The sequence below is a fragment of the Geodermatophilus sp. SYSU D00698 genome (assembly GCF_054050335.1).
This window is the reverse complement of record NZ_JBJGZD010000016.1, coordinates 1-20,579: the sequence shown is the minus strand read 5'-3', so window position 1 is coordinate 20,579 and position 20,579 is coordinate 1. Positions and strand designations below refer to the sequence as shown.

At 76.4% G+C, this 20,579-nt stretch carries 21 protein-coding genes; 14 read left to right on the top strand and 7 right to left on the bottom strand.

Annotation, left to right across the window (positions count from 1 at the left end):
• Positions 1-31: 31 nt before the first annotated feature.
• From ACI8AB_RS15155 to ACI8AB_RS15145, 3 genes are read left to right on the top strand one after another with little or no spacing between them, the layout of a single operon-like run.
• The gene (locus ACI8AB_RS15155; RefSeq protein WP_456950775.1) at positions 32-493 is read left to right on the top strand and encodes a cupin domain-containing protein; all 462 of its coding nucleotides are present in this window, start codon (positions 32-34) and stop codon (positions 491-493) included.
• Positions 494-522: 29 nt separating this feature from the next.
• The gene (locus tag ACI8AB_RS15150) at positions 523-948 is read left to right on the top strand and encodes a ChaB family protein (RefSeq protein WP_456950774.1); all 426 of its coding nucleotides are present in this window, start codon (positions 523-525) and stop codon (positions 946-948) included.
• 24 nt (positions 949-972) lie between these two features.
• Positions 973-1,971 (top strand): SDR family oxidoreductase, encoded by a 999-nt coding sequence (locus tag ACI8AB_RS15145; RefSeq protein WP_456950773.1) that lies wholly within the window; start codon positions 973-975, stop codon positions 1,969-1,971.
• 45 nt (positions 1,972-2,016) lie between these two features.
• Here ACI8AB_RS15145 and ACI8AB_RS15140 read toward each other — a convergent pair whose 3' ends face one another.
• Complete coding sequence (locus ACI8AB_RS15140; protein ID WP_456950772.1) at positions 2,017-3,360, bottom strand: M24 family metallopeptidase; 1,344 nt, start codon at positions 3,358-3,360, stop codon at positions 2,017-2,019.
• 49 nt (positions 3,361-3,409) lie between these two features.
• Positions 3,410-4,579: a GGDEF domain-containing protein gene (locus ACI8AB_RS15135; RefSeq protein ID WP_456902725.1), complete on the bottom strand. Its 1,170-nt coding sequence runs from the start codon at positions 4,577-4,579 to the stop codon at positions 3,410-3,412.
• Between the two features lie 101 nt (positions 4,580-4,680).
• Between ACI8AB_RS15135 and ACI8AB_RS15130 the strand changes: the two genes are divergently transcribed.
• The 4 genes from ACI8AB_RS15130 to ACI8AB_RS15115 all read left to right on the top strand — a co-directional run bounded on the left by ACI8AB_RS15130 (position 4,681) and on the right by ACI8AB_RS15115 (position 6,763).
• Positions 4,681-5,151, top strand: a complete 471-nt coding sequence (locus ACI8AB_RS15130) for a cupin domain-containing protein (protein ID WP_456950771.1) — start codon at positions 4,681-4,683, stop codon at positions 5,149-5,151.
• 88 nt (positions 5,152-5,239) lie between these two features.
• Positions 5,240-5,422, top strand: a complete 183-nt coding sequence (locus ACI8AB_RS15125) for a hypothetical protein (protein ID WP_387989058.1) — start codon at positions 5,240-5,242, stop codon at positions 5,420-5,422.
• Between the two features lie 87 nt (positions 5,423-5,509).
• Complete coding sequence (gene npdG / locus ACI8AB_RS15120; protein WP_456950770.1) at positions 5,510-6,211, top strand: NADPH-dependent F420 reductase; 702 nt, start codon at positions 5,510-5,512, stop codon at positions 6,209-6,211.
• A gap of 177 nt (positions 6,212-6,388) precedes the next feature.
• A complete protein-coding gene (locus ACI8AB_RS15115) occupies positions 6,389-6,763 on the top strand; it encodes a DUF2784 domain-containing protein (RefSeq protein WP_456950769.1) in 375 nt (124 codons plus the stop codon).
• On the opposite strand, the gene panB is transcribed toward ACI8AB_RS15115, so the two are convergent.
• The 3 genes from panB to ACI8AB_RS15100 form a co-directional block, all read right to left on the bottom strand.
• Positions 6,764-7,594 (bottom strand): 3-methyl-2-oxobutanoate hydroxymethyltransferase, encoded by an 831-nt coding sequence (gene panB / locus ACI8AB_RS15110; RefSeq protein WP_456950768.1) that lies wholly within the window; start codon positions 7,592-7,594, stop codon positions 6,764-6,766.
• Complete coding sequence (locus ACI8AB_RS15105; protein ID WP_456950767.1) at positions 7,591-9,423, bottom strand: NAD+ synthase; 1,833 nt, start codon at positions 9,421-9,423, stop codon at positions 7,591-7,593. The genes panB and ACI8AB_RS15105 overlap by 4 nt, the downstream gene beginning before the upstream one ends.
• 123 nt (positions 9,424-9,546) lie before the next feature.
• Entirely contained in the window at positions 9,547-10,377 is an 831-nt protein-coding gene (locus ACI8AB_RS15100; protein WP_456950766.1) for a slipin family protein, read from the bottom strand.
• Between the two features lie 123 nt (positions 10,378-10,500).
• Here ACI8AB_RS15100 and ACI8AB_RS15095 point away from each other — a divergent pair, with 123 nt between their 5' ends.
• The 6 genes from ACI8AB_RS15095 (at position 10,501) to ACI8AB_RS15070 (ending at position 18,560) form a co-directional block, all read left to right on the top strand.
• Positions 10,501-11,178 (top strand): helix-turn-helix transcriptional regulator, encoded by a 678-nt coding sequence (locus ACI8AB_RS15095; RefSeq protein ID WP_456950765.1) that lies wholly within the window; start codon positions 10,501-10,503, stop codon positions 11,176-11,178.
• Between the two features lie 56 nt (positions 11,179-11,234).
• Positions 11,235-11,900 carry a GTP cyclohydrolase I FolE gene (gene folE, locus ACI8AB_RS15090; protein WP_456950764.1) on the top strand — a complete coding sequence of 222 codons (666 nt, stop codon included), beginning with the start codon at positions 11,235-11,237 and terminating at the stop codon, positions 11,898-11,900.
• Between the two features lie 14 nt (positions 11,901-11,914).
• Entirely contained in the window at positions 11,915-13,150 is a 1,236-nt protein-coding gene (locus ACI8AB_RS15085; RefSeq protein ID WP_456950763.1) for an NAD(P)/FAD-dependent oxidoreductase, read from the top strand.
• 106 nt (positions 13,151-13,256) lie between these two features.
• Positions 13,257-14,606: a glutamine synthetase family protein gene (gene glnA, locus ACI8AB_RS15080; RefSeq protein WP_456950762.1), complete on the top strand. Its 1,350-nt coding sequence runs from the start codon at positions 13,257-13,259 to the stop codon at positions 14,604-14,606.
• An 86-nt stretch (positions 14,607-14,692) separates the two neighbouring features.
• On the top strand, positions 14,693-15,433 hold the full coding sequence (locus ACI8AB_RS15075; RefSeq protein ID WP_456950761.1) for a type 1 glutamine amidotransferase: 741 nt from the start codon (positions 14,693-14,695) through the stop codon (positions 15,431-15,433).
• 4 nt (positions 15,434-15,437) lie between these two features.
• A complete protein-coding gene (locus tag ACI8AB_RS15070; protein WP_456950760.1) occupies positions 15,438-18,560 on the top strand; it encodes a bifunctional [glutamine synthetase] adenylyltransferase/[glutamine synthetase]-adenylyl-L-tyrosine phosphorylase in 3,123 nt (1,040 codons plus the stop codon).
• Here ACI8AB_RS15070 and ACI8AB_RS15065 read toward each other — a convergent pair.
• Together ACI8AB_RS15065 and ACI8AB_RS15060 are read right to left on the bottom strand one after the other, a co-directional pair.
• The gene (locus tag ACI8AB_RS15065; RefSeq protein WP_456950759.1) at positions 18,542-19,342 is read right to left on the bottom strand and encodes a Crp/Fnr family transcriptional regulator; all 801 of its coding nucleotides are present in this window, start codon (positions 19,340-19,342) and stop codon (positions 18,542-18,544) included. The two genes, ACI8AB_RS15070 and ACI8AB_RS15065, sit on opposite strands and share 19 nt — an antisense overlap.
• Positions 19,343-19,390: 48 nt before the next feature.
• A complete protein-coding gene (locus tag ACI8AB_RS15060) occupies positions 19,391-20,041 on the bottom strand; it encodes a chemotaxis protein CheB (RefSeq protein WP_456950758.1) in 651 nt (216 codons plus the stop codon).
• Between the two features lie 84 nt (positions 20,042-20,125).
• Between ACI8AB_RS15060 and ACI8AB_RS15055 the strand changes: the two genes are divergently transcribed.
• A complete protein-coding gene (locus tag ACI8AB_RS15055) occupies positions 20,126-20,470 on the top strand; it encodes a CDGSH iron-sulfur domain-containing protein (protein WP_456950757.1) in 345 nt (114 codons plus the stop codon).
• The last annotated feature ends 109 nt before the right edge of the window (positions 20,471-20,579 follow it).

Genomic DNA, 20,579 nt, shown 5'->3' with positions numbered 1-20,579 from the left:
CGCCGGGTGGCTCCCGGCGTAGCGTCCCGCCATGGCCGAGGCTGCCGCGCCGCCCTTCGCCCGGGACCACGACGGCGGAGAGCGGCTGGTCTTCTGGGGGACGACGATCGTCGTCCGCGCGTCCGCGGACACCACCGCCGGGGCCTTCACCCTGTTCGAGGAGCAGACCCCGCTGCTGGACACCTCCCGGCACGTGCACCGGGACACCGACGAGCTCTACTACGTGATCGAGGGCGAGCACGTCTTCGTGTGCGGCGAGCGGGAGTTCACCGTCGGCCCGGGCGGGACGGCGTTCCTCCCGCACGGCGTCCCGCACTCCCACCGGCGGGTGGTGCCGGGCGAGGGCCGGCTGCTCTGCGCGACCTCCCCGGCCGGCTTCGAGGGCTTCTTCCGCACCCTCGCCGAGGCCAGCGCGACCGGCGGCTCGTTCGACGAGGCCTACCGGCGGGCCTCCCGGGAGCACGGCGTCACCTGGCTCGGCCCCGACGACTGACCGCCCCACCTGCGGGTACCTGCGCCGGCATGCCCAAGACGACGAAGAGCGGGGACGCGAAGGCCGACGAGATCCCGAGCACGCTGCAGCGCTCGGACGAGAAGGCGCAGCGCACCTTCGCCAAGGCGCACGACTCCGCCGTCGAGAGCTACGACGGCGACGAGCAGCGGGCCAACCGGGTGGCGTGGGCGGCGGTCAAGCACACCCACGAGAAGGTCGGCGACCACTGGGAGCCCAAGGACCACAACGGGCCGAGCGACGCCCAGGCCGAGGGCGGCGCCGACACCGACCGGGAGACCGAGGGCGGCGTCGACGCCAACGCCACCAAGGAGCACCTCATGGACCTCGCCAAGCGGCTCGACGTCCACGGCCGCTCGTCGATGACCAAGGACGAGCTGGTCGACGCCGTCCGGAAGGCCAGCGACAGGAAGACCGCCGAGGCCCGCGAGAAGTAGGCGCCGGCGGGGTACGGGGGCGGCATGACGCAGGCGAACCGCCCCCGGCCGCTGTCCGAGCAGGTCGTCGTCGTCCTCGGTGCCTCCAGCGGCATCGGGCGGGCGACGGCGGTCGAGTTCGCCCGGCGCGGCGTTCCCCGCATCGTCGTCGCCTCCCGCGGTGAGGAGGCGCTGGCCACGCTCGTGGACGAGCTCACCGGCCACGGCGCGGAGGCGGTGTCCGTGCCCACCGACATCTCCGACGACGCCGCGGTCGACGCCCTCGCCGCGGCCGTGGAGGCGCGCTTCGGGCGGGCCGACACCTGGGTCACCGTCCCGGGGGTCAGCGTCTACGGCAGCGTCCGGGACACGACGATGGCCGAGTTCCGCCGGGTCACCGAGGTGAACTACCTCGGGCACGTGGCCGCGGCGAAGGCCGCCGTCCCGGTGCTCGAGCGCGGTGGCGCGGGCGTGCTGGTCGGCATCGGCTCGGTGGAGAGCCACCGCGCGCTGCCGCTGCACGCGGCGTACTCGGCGAGCAAGGCGGCGCTGCGGCTGTTCTACGACTCGCTGCGCATGGAGCTCGCCGAGGCAGCTTCCCCCGTGTCGGTCAGCACCGTGCTGCCGGCCGGCATCGCGACGCCGTTCTTCGAGCACTCGCGCAGCAAGACCGGCGCGATGCCCAAGCCCCCGCCGCCGGTGTACGCCCCCGAGCTGGTGGCCGAGGCCGTGGTCCGCACCGCCGTGCACCCGCGCCGCGAGGTGCCGGTCGGCGACGCCGCGTTCGGCTTCCTCACCGGGCAGAAGGTCAGCCCCGCGCTCACCGACGCCGTCCTGTCGGTGGTGGGTCCGCGCGCCCAGGCGACTGACCGGCCCGACGACGGCACCGACATCCTCGACACCCCCACCCCGGGACCCGGCCGGGTGCGCGGCGCGTACGCCGACCAGGCGCTGACCACCAGCCCGCTGAGCCGCGCGGCCTGGGCGGTACCGCGCCCGGGCGAGCTGCTGCTGCGGGCGCGCCGGAGGCTGCCCCGCCGCTGACCCACCCGCCGCTGACCCACCCGCCGCTGACCCACCGCCGCTGACTCAGCCCGCCGGGACGGTCCACAGCGCGCGCTGCGGGGTGCCCAGCTCCGACGCCCCCGCGGACGTCAGGACGACCTCCTCCTCGAGCGCCAGCCGCAGGCACTGGCCGCCCCACTCGGGGACCGTCACCCGGACGGCGAGCTCCAGGGCGAAGACGGTGTCCGGGTGCAGCACGCGGTCGCCCTCGCCGGGCACGCCGCGCTGGTCGTCCCAGCGGCCGATCACCGGCCCGGCGCCGTGCCCGTGCACGCCCACCGGGTGGGAGTAGACGTCGGCCTCCAGGCCCTCGGCGGCCATCGCGGCCCGGGCGGCGGCGAGCGCCTCGTTGCCGGTCCGCCCCGGGACCAGCGCCGCGGCGGTGAGCTCCTGCGCGCGGCGCCCCGCCGCCCACGCCCGCCGCAGCCCCGCCGGCGGGCCGTCCTCCCCGGGGCGCGGCAGGTAGGCGCTGCGCTGCAGGTCGGTGACCAGGCCCAGGCTGCTCAGCCCGGCGTCGCAGGTCACCAGGTCGCCGGGCTCCAGGACGGCGTCCTGCGGCACGGCCGGCAGCTCGACCCCGCCGTCGGGGAGCAGCGGCACGCCGGCCCGCTGCACGGTGACCCCGGGGTGGAACCACGGCGGCACGCCCCGGCCGGCCATGCGCTCGTGCACCTCCCACGCCAGGTCCGCCGCCGTGGTGACGCCGGGGACGAGCACGGTGGGGGAGAGGACCTCGGCCAGCACCCGGTCGGTGTACCGGGCCAGCGCGTCGAGGGCGGCGACCTCCTCCGGCAGCCGCGTCTCCAGCCAGCCGACGACGAGGTCCTCCGCGGACACCAGCCGGCCGGCGAGGTCGCCGAGCGCCGCGGTGAGCCGCCGGTGCTCGGCAACCGACAGCCCGTCGGCCAGCGGGCACCCGGCGGAGACGTCGACGCCGATCCGCCGCGGCGCGGCCTGGGCGACGATCCGCCGCACCGCGGCCCACTGCGCGTCCTCGTCGTCGCCCCCGTCGCCGGCGCCCCCGTCGCCCCCGTCGCCGGCGCCGTCGTCGCCGGGTACCCAGCCTGGCAGGAACTGGCCGACCGGGTAGCGGGAGACCGCGACCGGCGTGACGCCGTCGTCGCTGCGGTGCAGGACCAGGACGACCAGCCGCCGGGCCGACAGCCAGCTGGCCGGCAGCAGGGTGGGCAGCACCGGGTCCTCGCCGCCCTCGCGGCCGACGACCAGCCACAGGTCGATGCCGGCGCGGTCCATCAGGCCGGGCAGCAGGTCGAGCAGCCGCTGGGTCAGCCACCGGTCGCGGACATCGGCCTGCTCGCGCCGCGGCAACGGCACCGTCCGCGTCGGGTCCGGGACGACCAGCGTCATGGGGACAGGGAAGCAGAGAACCGCCGCCCGCACCCGGTGGAACGGGAGGTCAGGCCCCGGTGGGTGCCGTCCCGGGCCGCGCGGCTCCCGGGACGGTCGGCGGGCCGAGGCGCTCGCCGGCCGGGGTGGGCCGCGGCTGCGGGGGCGCGACGGTGGCCACCCGGTCCCGGCCGGCCTGCTTGGCCCGGTACATGGCCGCGTCGGCCCGGTCGACCAGCCGCCACAGCGCGCCGGAGGCGTCCTCGCCGTCGGCCGGCCGGGTCAGCGCGACGCCGATCGAGGCGGTCACCGCGAGCCCGTGCCGCCCCCGGGTGGCCCGCACCGCGAGCCGGAGCCGCTCGGCCAGGTGCGCGGCCTCGCCGGGGTCGCCGACCAGGCCGAGGACCACCAGCTCCTCCCCGCCGATGCGGGCGAGCACGTCGGTGGGCCGCACGGTGTGGGCCAGCGCCTCCGCGACGGCCTGCAGCACGGTGTCGCCGGCCGCGTGCCCGTGCCGGTCGTTGACCTGCTTGAAGTGGTCGAGGTCGATGACCATCGCGGCCACCCGCAGCCCCTCGCGGCGGGCCTGCCGCCAGATCCGGGAGGCCTCCTCGACCAGGTGCCGGCGGTTGGCCAGCCCGGTGAGCGGGTCGCGCCGCGACTGCGCCTCGGTGGCCGCGAGCAGCCGCCGCTCGCGGCGGCGCAGCAGGTGCACGCCGGCCGCCACGAGGTCGAGCGTCCCGGCGGAGACGGCCACCTGGACGGCGAGCCCGGCCGTGCTCGCGTAGCTGTGCTGCACCGCCACGGCGACGGCGACCGGCGTGACCGCCATGTGCACGCCGAGCATCCACGGCCGCAGGAACCACGCGGCCACGACCGAGGGGAACAGCAGCACCAGCGGCGTCGCGTGGCGCACCGGGTCCTCGATGCACAGCGCGACGACGGCGTAGACGAGGTCGCCGAGCAGCACCAGGCCGAAGGTCTGCCACAGCCCGATGCGGCGGCGCACGATCAGCGGCACCGCGGCGAGCACGCAGGCGGCCATCGAGGCGCCGTAGGTCACGCCCGTGGCGCCCTCGCGGACGACGCCGTCGACGGCGAGGTTGACCAGGCCCGTGAGGCCGCCGACGACGAGCAGGACGGCGAGCAGCAGCGCGGCGACCCGGTTCTCGGGACCGCCGGGCCCGAGGACGTCGTCCGACGTCGGGGCGTCGGGGTCGGGCGGCCGGACGGAGCTCACCGGCGCAGGATGCCGCACGGGGCGACGTCGCGGGAGGTCCGCGGCTCCCGGTCACCCGGGTGCGCGGGGCGGCGCGGGGCCGTCGCTGGCAGGCTGCCCGCATGTCGCACCCGGATCCCGGCCTCGTCGACGTCCGCCCGCTGGCCGACCACCCGCTCACCGAGGCCGGCTCGGCCGCGCTGCGCATGGTCGCGCCGGGCGCGGCCACCGCCGGCCGGTTCGGGCTGGTCGAGTACCGGCTCGGCCCGCGGTCGCCGGGCGCGGCGCCGCACTACCACCAGACCTTCTCCGAGTCCTTCTACGTGCTCTCGGGGGAGCTGACGCTCTACGCCGGCGGGCGCTGGCAGCCGTGCCGGCCCGGCGACTTCGCGCTGGCCCACGAGCGGGGCGTGCACGGCTTCCGCAACGACTCCGACGAGCCGGCGTCCTTCCTCATCCTGTTCACGCCCGGGATCGCGCGGGAGACGTTCTTCGCCGAGATGGCGGAGATGCGCCGCACCGGGCTGCGGCCGTCCCCGGAGGAGATGACCGCCTTCTACGCGCGGCACGACCAGGTGATGGTCGAGGAGTGACGGGCCCGGCGAGCATGGCGGCCCCGTTTCCGGGCAAGTCGTGATCGGGTGTCCCCGGCACACGGGGACCGGCTGACAGGAGGCGCACGTGGCCGAGGGACCGTGGTTCTACTGCCTGAAGCACCACACCGTGGAGACCCGGGACGGCTGCGCCGAGCGGCACCGCCTCGGGCCCTACGCCACGCGCGAGGAGGCCGAGCACGCGCTGCAGTCGGTGGCCGAGCGCAACGAGCGCCTGGACCAGGAGGACCGGGAGTGGGAGGGCCGCTGACCGGCCCCTGCTGACCGGCCGCCCCCGACCGGCCCGGCATGATCGGGCCCGGTGCGCCGGACCCGCCGGTGCCCGGGAGGAGGCAGCGTGACCACCGCAGCGGAGAGCCGTCCCGTCGAGGACCTGGTCGTCGGTGTGCTGGGCGGGACCGGCCCGCAGGGGCGCGGGCTCGCCGTCCGGCTGGCCGCCGTCGGGCAGCGGGTGCTGCTCGGGTCCCGGGACGCCGACCGCGCCCGCGAGGTGGCCGCGCAGGTGGCCGAGCGGGCCGCGGCCGCCGGCGGGGGCGAGGTCTCGGTGCAGGGCGGGTCGAACCTCGACGTCGCCGGCGCCGCCGACCTGGTGATCGTCGCCGTCCCCTACGCCGGGCACGCCGACACGCTGGCGGAGCTCGCGCGCCCGCTGGCCGGGAAGGTCGTCGTCGACTGCGTGGTGCCGATGGGCTTCGACGAGCTGGGCGCCCACGTGCTCGACGTCGAGGAGGGCAGCGTGACCCAGCAGGCCGCGGCGCTGCTGCCCGACTCGCACGTCGTCGGCGCGTTCCACCACCTGTCGGCGGTGCTGCTCGAGGACCTGTCGAGGCCGACCCTCGACGGCGACGTCATGGTCGTCGGCGACGTCCGGGCGGCCACCGACCAGGTGCAGGCGCTGGCCGGGCGGCTGCCCGGGATGCGCGGGATCTACGCCGGCCGGCTGCGCAACGCCCGGCAGGTCGAGGCGCTGACGATCAACCTCGTCTCGGTCAACCGCCGGTACAAGGCGCACGCCGGCATCCGCGTCACCGACGTCTGAGCCCGCTCACCGCCCGGCCGGCGCCGGCAGGTCCGGGACGACGCATCCCCCGAGCGTGTGCGCAGGGGCCGCGTCCTCCGGCCCGGAGCCCGGCCTCGGCGCACACGTCCGGGCCGATGAGGTGTGATCCAGCCGGGAGGCGTTCCATCGCGCCCGGACCGCGGCGAGGATGGGGCCGTGCTGCTCGCGAGCGCCGTCGCGGTCCTGCACGCGGCCGTCGTCCTGTTCATGCTGACCGGCGCGCTGCTCGCCCTGCGGTGGCCGCGGCTGGTGTGGCTGCACGCCCCGGTGGCGCTCGCCGTCCTGGCGGTCAACCTGGCCGGCGCACCGTGCCCGCTCACCACGCTGGAGCTCGCGCTGCGGGAGCGGGCCGGCGCCGCGCCCTACGACGGCGGCTTCCTCGGTCACGTGCTGTTCGGCCCGCTCGGCCTGGACGTGCACTCGGCCGGCGTCCAGGTGGGCACCTACACCGTCGCGCTGGGCGTCAACGCCGTCGGCTACGGGCTGCTCCTGGCGCGGGCCCGGGGACCGGCCCGGAGCCGCCGGGCCTGATCAGTCGAAGGAGTGCTCCGGGCCGGGGAAGGCGCCGCTGTGCACCTCGTCGGCGTACTCGCGGGCCGCGCGCAGCAGCTCGGCGCGCAGGTCGGCGTACTTCTTCACGAACTTCGGCACCCGGCCGCCGTTGAGCCCGGCCATGTCCGGCCAGACCAGCACCTGGGCGTCGCAGTCGGGCCCGGCGCCGATGCCGACCGTCGGGATGGACAGCTCCTTGGTCACCTGGGCGGCGATCGCCGCGGGCACCATCTCCAGGACGACGGCGAACGCGCCGGCCTCCTGCACGGCGTGCGCGTCGGCCAGCAGCTGCTCGGCGCCGGCGCCGCGGCCCTGCACCCGGAACCCGCCGAGCGCGTGCTCGCTCTGCGGCGTGAAGCCGACGTGCGCCATCACCGGGATCCCGTTCTCGGTGAGCATCCGGATCTGCGGCGCCACCCGCACCCCGCCCTCGAGCTTGACCGCCTGCGCGCCGCCCTCCTTCATCATCCGGACGGAGGTGGCGAACGCCTGCTGCGGCGAGGCCTCGTAGGACCCGAACGGCAGGTCGGCCACGATCAGCGACCGCTTCGTCGAGCGGGTGACCGCCTTGGTCATCAGCAGCAGGTCCTCGACGGTGACCGGCACCGTCGAGGAGTGGCCGAGCACGACGTTGCCGGCCGAGTCGCCGACCAGCATCACCGGGATGCCGGCCTCCTCGAACACCTGCGCGCTGTAGGTGTCGTAGGCGGTGAGCATCGCCCACCTCTCACCGCGCTCCTTGGCCTGCTGCAGGTGGTGGATGCGCACCCGCGCGCTCGACGTCCCGCCGTACAGCACCGACTCGGTCACGCCTGGGCTCCTTCGCGGACGCTGGGCAGGCTCTCCCGCCAGCGGTTGGTGATGGGCAGCCGCCGGTCGCGGCCGAACGCCTTGAGGCTGATCTTCGTGCCGGGCGCGGACTGCCGGCGCTTGAACTCCGCGACGTCGACCAGCCGCAGCACCCGCGCCACGACCTCCGGGTCGTGCCCGCGCTCGAGCAGCTCGGCCATCCCGAGGTCGCGGTCGACGTAGTCGGCGATGACGGCGTCGAGCTCCTCGTAGGAGGGCAGCGAGTCGCTGTCCTTCTGGCCGGGTGCCAGCTCCGCCGACGGCGGCTTGTCGATCGAGTTCTGCGGGATCGGCTCGGTCTCGCCGCGGTCGCGGGCGTGCGCGTTGCGCCAGCGGGCCAGCTCCCACACCAGGGTCTTGGGCACGTCCTTGATCGGGGCGAACCCGCCGGCGGCGTCGCCGTAGAGCGTCGAGTAGCCGACGGCGACCTCGCTCTTGTTGCTGGTGGCCAGCAGCAGGTGGCCGTGCTGGTTGGACAGCCCCATGAGCAGCGTGCCGCGGATGCGCGCCTGCAGGTTCTCCGCCGCCGTCCCCGACAGCTCGACCTGCGACTCGAACGCGTCGACCACCGGCGCGATCGGCACGGTGGAGAAGTGCAGGCCCAGCCGCCGGGCGCTGTCCTCGGCGTCGGAGACCGAGTGCTCCGTGGACCACCGCGACGGCAGCGCGACGCCGTGCACCCGGTCGGCGCCGAGCGCGTCCACCGACAGCGCGGCCACCAGGGCCGAGTCGATGCCGCCGGACAGGCCGAACACCACCGACGGGAAGCCGTTCTTGTCGATGAAGTCGCGCAGGCCCAGCACCAGCGCCCGCCAGACCTCCTCGCAGTCGCCCAGCGGCTCGGCCACCGACCCCGGCCGCGGCTCGAACGCCGGCACGGGGTCCTCGGAGACGACGGTGCGGGTGACCGTCATCGGCCCGATCCGGCCCTCCCGCCGCTCGGGCACCCGGGCCGGGTCGAGGGCCAGGTCGACGCAGAGCAGGTGCTCGACGAACTGCGGCGCGCGGGCGAGCAGCTCGCCGTCGGCGGAGACGGCCAGCGAGTCGCCGTCGAAGACCAGCTCGTCCTGCCCGCCGACCTGGTTGCAGTAGACGATCGGCGCGTTCGCCTCGGCGGCGCGGCGGCGGACCAGCGGCAGCCGCAGGTCGTCCTTGGCCCGCTCGTAGGGGGAGGCGTTGGGCGAGACGACGAGGTCGACACCGGCCCGCCCGGCCACGCCGCACGGCCCGCCCTCGACCCAGAGGTCCTCGCAGACGGTCAGCGCGACGTCGGCGCCGTGGAGCCGCACCACCGGCAGCTCGGTGCCCGGCACGAAGTAGCGGGCCTCGTCGAAGACGCCGTAGTTGGGCAGGTGCCGCTTGGCGTAGCGGACCACGACCCGTCCGCCGTGCAGCAGCGCGGCGGCGTTGCGGGGCTGGATGCGGCGGGGGTTGGCGTCGCCGGGCCGCTCGTCGTCGAGGGTCTCCTCGTCGCTCGGCGGGGTGTCGATCGAGGCCGGGCCCTCGGTGTGCGCCAGGTACCCGACGACGACGGCGAGCCCGCCCAGCCCCTCCTGGTCCAGCGTGGCGGCGAGGCCGGTGAGCGCCTGCTCGCTGGCGCGGGCGAAGGACTCGCGCAGCACGAGGTCCTCGGCGGGGTAGCCGGTGAGCGTCATCTCGGGGAAGACGACGAGGTGCGCGCCGTTGTCGGCGGCCCTGCGCGCCCACTCGACGACGAGCGCGGCGTTGCCCTCCAGGTCGCCGACGCGGGTGTCGACCTGGGCCATCGCGACTCTCAGCTGCACCGTCACGGCACCATCCAACAACCGGCCCCCGGGACCGGCCAGACCGGGGACGGGAGGTGGACCCCGCCCGGGGACCGGCCGGTGCGGGACGGCGACGCGGACGGTGCCGAGCCGGTCCGCGGCCGACCCTCAGCGGCCGTCGGGGGGCACGACCGCGCCGTCCGACGCCGGCCGTGGCGCGGGCACCTCCGCGGGGGCCGGTGGTGGCCCCGCGCGCTCCAGGAAGCGGAGCAGCTCCACCGGGAACGGCAGGACGACCGTCGAGTTCTTCTCCGCGGCCACCTCGACCATCGTCTGCAGCAGGCGCAGCTGCAGCGCGGCCGGCTGCGCGGCCATGACCCCGGCGGCCTGCGCGAGCTTCTGCGAGGCCTGCAGCTCGCCCTCGGCGGTGATCACCCGCGACCGGCGCTCCCGCTCGGCCTCGGCCTGGCGGGACATCGACCGCTTCATCGACTCCGGCAGCGCGACGTCCTTGATGTCGACGCGGTCGACGTGCACGCCCCAGTCGACGGCGGGGGAGTCCAGCATCAGCTCCAGGCCCTGGTTGAGCCGCTCCCGGTTGGAGAGCAGGTCGTCGAGGTCGCTCTTGCCGATGATCGACCGCAGCGACGCCTGGGCGACCTGGGCGATCGCCGCCTGGTAGTTCTGCACGTCGACGACGACCCGCACCGGGTCGAACACCCGGTAGTAGACGACCGCGTCGACCTTGACCGTCACGTTGTCCCGGGTGATGCCCTCCTGGGCGGGGACCGGCAGGGTGACCACCTGCATGTTCACCTTGTGCAGCCGGTCCACGCCGGGCCGGATGAGGGTCAGGCCGGGCGGCCGGGGCTCGCCGAGCAGCCGCCCCAGCCGGAGCACCACCCCGCGCTCGTACTGCGTCACCACCCGGACGCTGACCCCCGCCAGGAGGAGCAGGCCCACCACCACGACCGCCAGGATCACGAGGATCGCGTCCATGTCGTCCTCCGTCGCCGTCCCGGTGCCTGCCGCGGACGCACCGGCGACGCGGGAGTCAGCGTAGGCCCGCGCCCCGTCCCGCGGAACTGTTCGACGAACGATCGTTGCTTCTAGAGTGGCCGGGTGGACCACCGTGCGGCCCAGGTCGCCGCCGTCGCCGCGCTGGCCGAGCCCACCCGCCGCCGGCTGTACGACCACGTCGTCCGCCAGGCGGAGCCGGTCGGCCGGGACGAGGTGGCCGCCGCCCTGGGCGTCCCCCGGGCGACGGTCGCCTTCCACCTCGACCGGCTCGTGGCCGACGGGCTGCTCGACGTGCACTTCGAGCGGCGCTCCGGGCGCACCGGCCCGGGCGCCGGCCGCCCGGCGAAGCTCTACCGACGGTCGGGGGACCCGGTGGCCGTCTCGCTGCCGGAGCGCCACTACGACCTGGCCGGCGAGCTGCTCGCCGCGGCCCTGACCGAGGCCGAGGCGTCGGGCGAGCGGCCCGCGGCCGTCCTCGGCCGGCGGGCGCACGACCGCGGGCGGGAGCTCGCCGCCGCCGACGGGGCCCGGGGGCGGGACGCCGTCCTCCGGGTGCTGGAGGCGCACGGCTACGAGCCGCAGGTCGCCGGGGACGCCGTCACCCTCCGGAACTGCCCGTTCCACACCCTCGCCCGCGCCCACACCGAGCTGGTCTGCGGCATGAACCTCCGGCTGGTCGAGGGCGTGCTCGACGCCGCGGAACCCAGCGGGCTGACCGGCCGTCTGCAGCCGGAGGACGGCGCGTGCTGCGTGCGCCTGGACGGCGCGCGCGACGGTTGACAGACCGCGGGTCCGGGTCTCTACTGCCAGCCATCGTTGGTTTTAGAGGAGGTCCCATGACCACCCACGCGATCCGACGCACCGGCGCCCCCGTCGCCGAGCCCGCGGTACCCGGCTCCCGCCGGGCCCTCCGCTTCGTCCGCGAGACCCGGGCGGTGGACCTGCCCGCGGCCGAGCGGGCGGTCGCCCAGCTCCTGCGGGCGCTGGGCAGGGACCCCGCCGACCCGCGCCTGTGCGAGACCCCGCGCCGGGTCGCCGACACCCTCGCCGAACTGCTGACCGGACGGCCGTTCGAGCTGACCACCTTCCCCAACGACGGCGGGTACGACGAGCTGGTCGTCGCCACCGGCATCCCCGTCCAGTCGCTGTGCGAGCACCACCTGCTGCCGTTCACCGGCGTCGCCGCGATCGGCTACCTGCCGGGCGAGCGCATCCTCGGCCTGTCCAAGCTGGCCCGGGTGCTCGAGTCCTTCGCCCGGGACCTGCAGGTCCAGGAGCGGCTGACCCGGCAGGTCGCCGACTGGCTGCGGGACCACCTCGCGCCCCGCGGCGTGGGGGTGGTCATCGCGGCGGAGCACCAGTGCATGACGCTGCGCGGGGTGCGCGCCACCGGGTCCCGCACGGTCACCTCCGCCCTCCACGGGGTGCTGCGCGAGGACGCCCGGTCGCGGCAGGAGTTCCTCGCGCTGGCCGGTACCGCGCCCACCGGCACGGCCGCCTGAGGGGAGCCGGATCCGTGGACGCTCCCCTCGTGGTCGTCGGCGGCGGCCTCGCCGGCGCCAAGGCGACGGAGACCCTGCGCGCCGAGGGCTTCGACGGGCCGCTCGTGGTCGTCGCGGGCGAGCCCGAGGTCCCCTACGAGCGCCCGCCGCTGTCCAAGGGATACCTGCTCGGCACCGCCCCCCGTGAGGCGGCGCAGGTGCTGGACCCCGGCTGGTACGGCGAGCACGACGTCGACCTGCGGCTGGGCGTGCGCGCGGTCGGGCTCGACCCGGGCGCGCACCGGCTGACCCTGGACACCGGCGAGGAGCTCGCCTGGTCACGGCTGCTGCTGGCCACCGGGTGCTCGGCCCGGCGGCTGCCCGTGCCCGGTGCCGAGCTCGACGGCGTCCGGTACCTGCGCACGCTCGCCGACGCCGACCGGCTGCGCGCCGACCTCACGGGCGGCGGCCGGCAGCTCGTGGTCGTGGGCGGCGGGTGGATCGGGCTGGAGGTGGCGGCCGCCGCCCGCTCCCACGGCAACGAGGTGACCGTCGTCGAGCCGCAGCCCACGCCCCTGTACGCCGTGCTGGGCCCGCGGATGGGGGAGGTCTTCGCCCGCCTGCACCGGCGCCACGGCGTCGACCTGCTCACCGGGACGACCGTGCGCGAGATCCGTGGAGCCGGCGGGCGGGTCACCGCGGTGGTGACCGACCGGGACGTGGGGCTGGGCGCGGACCTGGTCGTCGTCGGCATCGGCGCCGTGCCGAACACGCAGCCGGCGGCGTCCGCGGGCCTCGAGGTCGACAACGGGGTGGTCACCGACCACGCCCTGCGGACCTCCGCGCCCGGCGTGTTCGCCGCCGGCGACGTCGCGGCGTCGTTCCACCCCTTCCACGGCCGGCACCTCCGCGTGGAGCACTGGGCCAACGCGCTCCACCAGGGCCCGGCCGCCGCGCGGTCAATGCTCGGCCAGGGCGTCAGCTACGACCGCGTGCCCTACTTCTTCACCGACCAGTACGACCTCGGGATGGAGTACTCCGGGCTGGCCGGCCCCGGGGACACGGTGGTCTGCCGCGGCGACCCGGAGGACGGGGGGTTCATCGCCTTCTGGACGTCGGACGGCCGCGTCACCGCGGCGATGAACGTGGGCGTCTGGGACGTCACCGGGCCCCTCCAGGCGCTGATCCGGAGCCGCCAGCGGGTGCCGGCCGCGGCACTCGCCGACCCGGACGCGCCGCTGGAGTCGCTCCTCGTCGGACCGCCGGCCTAGACGCCGGCGACACGGGGCGACGGGGGGCGCCCCACCGGTGTGCCCGGCGCCCGGACCGGGCAGGCTGTGCACGGACGACACGGCGACGAAACGAGCGGACCCGATCATGGCCAGCATGGACCGGCAGCAGGAGTTCGTCCTGCGCACCCTGGAGGAACGCGACATCCGATTCGTGCGGCTGTGGTTCACCGACGTCTCCGGCTACCTCAAGGCGGTCGCCGTGGCGCCGGCCGAGATCGAGGCGGCGTTCGCCGAGGGGATCGGCTTCGACGGCTCGGCGATCGAGGGCTTCGCGCGCGTCTACGAGTCCGACATGCTCGCGAAGCCCGACCCCGGCACCTTCCAGGTGATGCCCGCGAGCAAGGGCCAGCCCAGCGACACCGCGCGGATGTTCTGCGACATCACGCTGCCCGACGGGTCGCCGTCGTGGGCCGACCCGCGGCACGTGCTGCGCCGGGCGCTGTCGAAGGCCGCCGACATGGGGTTCACCTTCTACACCCACCCCGAGGTCGAGTTCTTCCTGCTCAAGGACCTGCCCACCGACGGGCGGCCGCCGGAGCCCGCCGACACCGGCGGCTACTTCGACCTGTCGACGCACAACGTGGCGCACGACTTCCGCCGCGAGGCGGTCTTCGCGCTCGAGGCGATGGGCATCTCGGTGGAGTTCAGCCACCACGAGGTCGCGCCCGGCCAGCAGGAGATCGACCTGCGCTACGCCGACGCGCTGTCGATGGCCGACAACGTGATGACGCTGCGGCACGTCGTCCGGGAGGTGGCCCTCGCCCAGGGCGTGCACGCGACGTTCATGCCCAAGCCGTTCACCGACCTGGCCGGCTCGGCGATGCACACCCACGTGTCGCTGTTCGAGGGCGACCGCAACGCCTTCCACGACCCCTCGGACCCGATCCGGCTGTCGGCCACCGGGCGCCAGTTCATCGCCGGCCTGCTCACCCACGCCCGCGAGTTCACCGCCGTCACCAACCAGACGGTCAACTCCTACCGGCGGCTGCTGGCCGGCACCGAGGCGCCGACGGCGGCCACGTGGGGCCGGGCGAACCGCTCGGCGCTGGTGCGGCTGCCCTCCTACAAGCCGAACAAGGGCCAGTCGGCGCGGGTCGAGGTCCGCTCGCCGGACTCCGCGTGCAACCCGTACCTGACCTTCGCGGTGCTGCTGGCCGCCGGGCTGCGCGGCATCGAGAAGGGCTACGAGCTGCCGCCGGAGGCCGAGGACGACGTCTGGTCGCTCACCGACACCGAGCGCCGCGCCGCCGGCTACGAGGACCTGCCGGTCTCCCTCGGCGAGGCGCTGACCGCGATGCAGGGCAGCGAGCTGGTCGCGGAGACCCTCGGCGAGCACGTCTTCGAGTTCTTCCTGCGCAACAAGTGGGAGGAGTTCAACTCCTACCGGCAGAACGTGACGCCCTTCGAGCTCAAGCGCTACCTCCCCGGCCTCTGAGGGTGTGGAACGGCCTCGTCGCAGGAGCCCGTGCCGAGCCTGCGAGGCGCGGGGGGCGACGAGGTCCTTCCACTAACCTCGGCACCGTGCCGGAGACCCCCGCCCGCCTCCTCGTCGTCGTCCCCAGCGACACCGCCCCGCCGGCCCGGCTGGGGGACTGGCTGCGCGCGGCCGGCCTGGAGCTCGACGAGCGGCACCTCGACGCCGGCGACGAGGTCCCGACCGACCTGACCGGCTTCGACGGGCTGCTGGTCACCGGCGGCCCGCAGTCCAGCCTCGACGACGACGCCACCAGCGGCCTGGGCCCGGTCCGCGACCTGCTGGCCCGCGCGCTCGCCGACGACGCCCCGACGCTGGCCGTCTGCCTGGGCGCCCAGCTGCTGGCGCAGGCCGGCGGCGGGCGGGTGCGCGAGGGCATCGAGGGTCCGGAGGCCGGGGCGTCGCTCGTGGCCAAGCGGGACGCCGCGGCCGGGGACCCGGTGTTCGGCCCGCTCCCGCTCTCGCCCGACGTCATCCAGTTCCACCACGACGAGATCAGCGAGCTGCCCTCCGGCGCCACCCTGCTGGCGAGCAGCCCGGTGTACGCGAACCAGGCCTTCCGGGTGGGCCGGCGCGTCTACGGGCTCCAGTTCCACGTCGAGACGACGCCGGAGATCGTCCGCGAGTGGGCCGACCGGGACACCGTCGGCGTCGCGGCGAGCCCGTACGACCGCGAGACGCTCTGCCGGCTGACCGACGCGGTGCACCCGGACCTCGAGGAGGTGTGGGCGCCGTTCGCGGCCCGCTTCGCCGACCTCGTGCGCGCGGGCCGCGGCGCCGCGGTCTGAGCCGGTGACCACGTCCCGGGAGGTGCCCCGCCGCGCGGTCGTGCGGCTGGCCCGCTTCGGCTTCGAGGACGGCGAGAGGGCCGCGCTGCTGCTGTCCGACCCGGCCCTCGGGCTGTGGGACCTCGAGCGCAACGAGCCCGCCGACCCCGAGGCCGGCCCGGTCGTCTCCGCGCTGGCCCGCGCCGGCGACCCCGACCTCGCCGTCCGCTCGCTGGCCCGGCTGGTGGAGGCCCTGGACGCCGCCGACGACACGGGCGGGGCGGCCGCCGCCATGCTCGCCCGCCTGCGCGGCTCGGCCGCGCTGCGCAGCCGGCTGCTGGCCGTTCTCGGCGCCAGCGCCGGGCTCGCCGACCACCTCGCCGCCCACCCCGGCGACTGGACGGTCCTCGACGACGAGGACCACGGCCCGGTGCGCCCGGCCGCCCACGCCCTCGAGCGGGACATGCTGCTCGCCGTCGGCGCCGACCCCGACGACCCGCCGTGGGGCGTCCGGCTCGGCAGGGCCGCGCCGGACGCCTCGCCGCAGCGGGTCGCCGCGCTCCGGCTGGCCTACCGCCGGGCGGTGCTCAGCCTGGCCGGGCGCGACCTGGGGGAGGGGCTGTCGGCCGACGACGTCGCCGCCGAGCTCGCCGACGTCGCCGCCGCGGTGCTCACCGCCGGCCTCGCGCTCGCCGTCGCGGAGCAGCCCGACACCGCCGCGCCCTGCCGCCTGGCGGTCATCGCGCTGGGCAAGACCGGCGGCCGCGAGCTCAACTACGTCAGCGACGTCGACGTCGTGTTCGTCGCCGAGCCGGTCGACCCCACCGACCCGGAGGCGCCGGCGCTGCAGAGCGCCACCCGGGTGGCCGCGGCGCTCATGCGGATCTGCCACGAGGCGGCGTGGGAGGTCGACGCGGCGCTGCGCCCGGAGGGCAAGGCCGGCGCCCTGGTCCGCACCATGGCCGGTCACACCGCCTACTACCGGCAGTGGGCGAGCACGTGGGAGTTCCAGGCGCTGCTGAAGATGCGCCCGGTGGCCGGCGACCCCGACCTCGGCCGCAGCTACGTCGAGGAGCTGTTCCCGATGGTGTGGCAGGCCGGCGACCGCCCCGGCTTCGTCGCCGAGGTCCAGGCCATGCGGCGGCGGGTGGAGGACAACATCCCGCCGGCGCAGGCCGACCGGGAGATCAAGCTCGGCCGCGGCGGCCTGCGCGACGTCGAGTTCGCCGTCCAGCTGCTGCAGCTGGTGCACGGCCGGGTCGACGTCCGGCTGCGGGTCGGCGGCACGCTGCCGGCGCTGCACGCCCTGCGGGCCGGCGGCTACGTCGGCCGCGACGACGCCGACACCCTCATCGCCTCCTACCGCTTCCTGCGCACCGTCGAGCACCGGCTGCAGCTGCTGCGGCTGCGGCGCACCCACCTGCTGCCCACCGACGAGCAGCAGCTGCGCTGGCTGGCCCGCTCGCTGGGCTACAAGCCCGACGCCCGCGGCACCGCCGTCGACGTGCTGCGCGCGGAGATGGCGCTGCACACCCGCGAGGTGCGCCGGCTGCACGAGAAGCTCTTCTACCGGCCGCTGCTGTCGGCGGTGGCCCGGGTGCCGGCCGAGGCCGCGCAGCTGGGCAGCAAGGCCGCCGGCGACTGGCTGCGCGCGCTCGGCTTCGCCGACCCGCAGGGCGCGCTGCGGCACATGGGCGCGCTCACCGGCGGGGTGTCCCGGTCGGCGTCGATGCAGAAGTACCTGCTGCCGGTGGTGCTGCAGACCCTCGCCGACTGCGCCGACCCCGACGCCGGGCTGCTGGCCTACCGCCAGGTCAGCGAGGCGCTCGGCGGCAACCAGTGGTACCTGCGGCTGCTGCGCGACGAGGGCCAGGTGGCCGAGCGGCTGGCCCGGCTGCTGGGGTCGAGCCGGTACGTGGCCGCGCTGATCACCCGCACCCCGGAGGCGCTGCGCCTCCTCGCCGACGACGACGAGCTCGAGCCGCGCAGCGCCGCCTCGCTGGCCGGGGCCTGGCGTGCCGCCGTCGCCCGCGCCGCCGACCCGCAGGCCGGCATCGGCGTGCTGCGCGGGCTGCGCCGGCAGGAGCTGCTGCGGATCGCCTCCGCCGACCTGCTCGGCCTGCTCGACGTCGTCCGGGTCGGGCAGGCGCTCACCGACGTCGCCGTCGCCACGCTGCAGGCCGGGCTCGACGCCGCCGTGCGCGCGTGGGCGCGCGAGGCCGGGATCGACCCGGCCGACGTGCCGATGGAGCTCGCCGTCATCGGCATGGGCCGGCTCGGCGGCGGCGAGATGGGCTACGGCTCCGACGCCGACGTGCTGTTCGTCCACCGTCCCAGGGCCGTCGGGGATGGTGGGTCGGGGGACAGCAGAGCGGAGGAGGCCAAGGCGACCCAGGCGGCCAACGCGGTCGCGCACACGCTGCGTCGGCTGCTCGGCGAGCCCGCTCCCGACCCGGCCTTCGAGGTCGACGCCGACCTGCGTCCCGAGGGCCGGCAGGGCGCGCTGGTGCGCAGCCTGGACGCCTTCCGCGAGTACTACGAGCGCTGGGTGTCGGTGTGGGAGGTGCAGGCGCTGCTGCGCGCGGCACCGGTGGCCGGCAGCCCCGAGCTGGGGGCGGCGTTCCTGGAGCTGGTCGACCCCCTGCGCTACCCGGAGGGCGGGCTGTCGCCCGAGCAGGTCGCGGAGATCCGCCGGATCAAGGCGCGCGTGGAGCGGGAGCGACTGCCGCGCGGCGCGGACCCGGCCACCCACACCAAGCTCGGCCGCGGCGGCCTGGCCGACGTCGAGTGGACCGTCCAGCTGCTGCAGCTGCAGCACGCCGCCGCGGTCCCCGGGTTGCGGGTGCCCTCGACCGTCGGGGCGCTGGCCGAGCTGTCGGGGAACGGCCTGCTGACCGTCGAGCAGGCCGGGTCGCTGCGCGACGCGTGGGAGCTGGCCAGCCGGGCGCGCAACGCCGTCTTCCTCGTCCGCGGCCGGCCCGGCGACCAGCTGCCCCGGCCCGGGCTGGAGCTGGCCGGCGTGGCGCGGGCCAGCGGGTACGGCCCCGACGTCGACCCGGGCCGGTTCCTCGACGACTACCGGCGCACCACCCGGCACGCCCGCGCCGTGGTCGAGCGGGTCTTCTACGGTCAGTCGCCGGGGGAGTGACCGGTCGTGGCGCCGTCCGGCGGCTCGGGGACCAGCCCGACGCGGCGGTTCTCGGCCTGCACGACGTCGTAGCACTCGCACGCGGCCTCGTGCAGGCGCTCGGGGTCGACCACCGTGATCCGCCCCCGGGAGTACCGGATCAGTCCCGCCTGCTGGAGCAGCCCGGCCACCAGCGAGACGGTGCCCCGGCGCACGCCGAGCATCTGGCCCAGGAAGTCCTGGGTGAGCTGGAACTCGTCGGCGCCGACGCGGTCGCGGGTCTGCAGCAGCCAGCGGGCGCAGCGCTCCTCGGTGCTGTGAAGCCGGTTGCAGGCGACGTTCTGCGACAGCTGGACGACCATCGCCTGCGTGTAGCGGTGCAGCAGGTCGTGCAGGGCGCCGTCGCCGGACAGGAACCGGCGGAGGTCGGCCGTGGCGATGCACAGCGCGTCGCCGGCCACCTGGCAGAAGCAGTCGTGCGGGCTGGTCGCCGTCCCCAGGAACACCGGCAGGCCGGAGACGCCCTCGCAGCCGACGGTGGCCACCTCGACCGCCGGCTCGCCGTCGACCGACGCGACGACGGACAGCACGCCGTCGACGGGGAAGTAGACCGCGTCGATGTCGCCGTCGCGGCGGTACAGCTGGTCGCGGACCTGCAGCGTCACCGGCCGCAGGGCCGGCCGCAGGCGCTCGTACTCCTCGTCGGGCAGGGCCCGCAGGATCAGGTTGCGCCGCGGGTCCTGCGCGTCCGTCCCCTGCGGGGCGTGGCGGGCCTCCTCGCGGGCACGGTCGGAGTGAGCCACGGCACACCTCCCGGTGCCGGGTGGGGCTCCCCGCGGGCTCGGGGGACGTCAGGCGGGCAGGGAGCCGGCACCCAGCCGCGCCCACGGCGGCAACGGTACGGCGAGCAGCTCGGCGGCGCCCGGCGCCATGGCGTAGGCGACCAGCGCGGGGGCGACCAGCCGCAGCGGCAGGACGTGCTCCACGCAGCCCGTGGCCAGGGCCGCGCTGGGCATCCCCGGCGCCTCGGCGTCGGCCGGGTCCTGGGCGAGCACCCGGCCGCCGGCGCGGCGGACCGCGCGGACGCCGGCCGCGCCGTCGTCCAGCCGGCCGGTGAGGACGGCCGCCAGCACCCGCCGGCCGTACGCGCCGGCGGCGCTGGTCATCAGCCGGTCGGCCGCGCCCAGGTTGGGGTGCTCGACCGGGATCAGGTCCCCGCCCGCCTCCAGGAGGCCGGTGGTGCCGGCCGGGAGCACCGACACGCCGGCCCGGAGCGGACCGGCGGCCGCCGCGCGGACCGGGAGGTCCGTGACGGCGCGCAGCAGCGGCACCAGCGGGTCGGTCGTCCCCGCCGCGCGGTGCTGGACCACGAGCACGGGGACGGGGAAGTCGCGCGGCAGGCCGGCGAGGACCGTGCGCAGCGCCCGGACGCCGCCCGCGGAGGCGGCCAGCACCACGACGCCGAAGGGCGCCTGACCGTCGAGGGGGACCGAGCCCGGCACGCGGTCGAGCGTACGCGTGTGTACGGCACCTGACACACGGCCGCGCCGGGTGTGCCGCACCCGGAGGCGGGGCACGCTGTCGGGGTGAGCTCAGCCCTGCCCGCGGACGACCTGCCCGACGAGGACCTGCCCGGCGAGGACCTGCCCGGCGACGACCGGCCCGCCGAGGGCGCCGCCACCATCACGCCCTACCGCGACGGCCCGCTGATCGTGCGCGGCGACTTCCGGCTGGCCGACCAGGACGGCGCCGAGATCGACCCGGGCCGCAAGACGGTGGCGCTGTGCCGGTGCGGCAAGTCCGGCATCAAGCCGTTCTGCGACGGCAGCCACAAGCGCTCGGGCTTCTCCGCCCCGAGCGCACCGAGCCGGCCCCGGCCGGCGGCGGCGATCCTGCGCCAGGCGCGGCGGCCGGAGGGCCGGGCCGACTGAGGGCGGGGAGGACCGGAGGGGGGGGGGGGGGGGGGGGGGGGGGGGGGGGGGGGGGGGGGCGGGGGCGGGGGCCGGGGCCCGCGCCCCCCCCCCGCCCCCCAACCCCCCC

Bases quoted from the DNA above. Each gene is read 5' to 3' on its own strand.
- ACI8AB_RS15155 (WP_456950775.1), top strand. From the start codon at position 32: ATGGCCGAGGCTGCCGCGCCGCCCTTCGCCCGGGACCACGACGGCGGA.
- ACI8AB_RS15150 (WP_456950774.1), top strand. From the start codon at position 523: ATGCCCAAGACGACGAAGAGCGGGGACGCGAAGGCCGACGAGATCCCG.
- ACI8AB_RS15145 (WP_456950773.1), top strand. From the start codon at position 973: ATGACGCAGGCGAACCGCCCCCGGCCGCTGTCCGAGCAGGTCGTCGTC.
- ACI8AB_RS15140 (WP_456950772.1), bottom strand. From the start codon at position 3,360: ATGACGCTGGTCGTCCCGGACCCGACGCGGACGGTGCCGTTGCCGCGG.
- ACI8AB_RS15130 (WP_456950771.1), top strand. From the start codon at position 4,681: ATGTCGCACCCGGATCCCGGCCTCGTCGACGTCCGCCCGCTGGCCGAC.
- ACI8AB_RS15100 (WP_456950766.1), bottom strand. From the start codon at position 10,377: ATGGACGCGATCCTCGTGATCCTGGCGGTCGTGGTGGTGGGCCTGCTC.
- folE (WP_456950764.1), top strand. From the start codon at position 11,235: ATGACCACCCACGCGATCCGACGCACCGGCGCCCCCGTCGCCGAGCCC.
- glnA (WP_456950762.1), top strand. From the start codon at position 13,257: ATGGCCAGCATGGACCGGCAGCAGGAGTTCGTCCTGCGCACCCTGGAG.